The sequence below is a fragment of the Pantoea sp. USMM079 genome, from assembly GCF_037153115.1.
Taxonomy (GTDB): Bacteria; Pseudomonadota; Gammaproteobacteria; order Enterobacterales; family Enterobacteriaceae; genus Pantoea; species Pantoea communis.
The window spans coordinates 1-223 of record NZ_JBBCKX010000099.1 but is presented as its reverse complement, the minus strand read 5'-3'; the positions used below and the strand labels follow the sequence as shown (position 1 = coordinate 223).

Genomic DNA, 223 nt, shown 5'->3' with positions numbered 1-223 from the left:
CCTGAGGTATCCCAAAGCAGATGTCGTGGATTTATACGGCCATCGCTGGGAAATAGAGCATGGGTTCCGCGAGATGAAACAACACCTGCTGAATAATGAGCTGACGCTGAGGAGCAAAAAGCCAGAACTTGTGCGTCAGGAGCTGTGGGGTGTGGTCCTGGCCTATAACCTTCTGAGGTTCATGATGGCGCAGATGGCGTACAGCCTGAAAGGCGTGGAACCT

1 protein-coding gene is annotated in these 223 nt (G+C 52.9%); it reads left to right on the top strand.

Going from position 1 to position 223, the window contains the following annotated elements:
* On the top strand, positions 1 to 223 hold a 223-nt coding region (locus tag WFP70_RS26695; RefSeq protein WP_337024915.1), incomplete at both ends, for a transposase.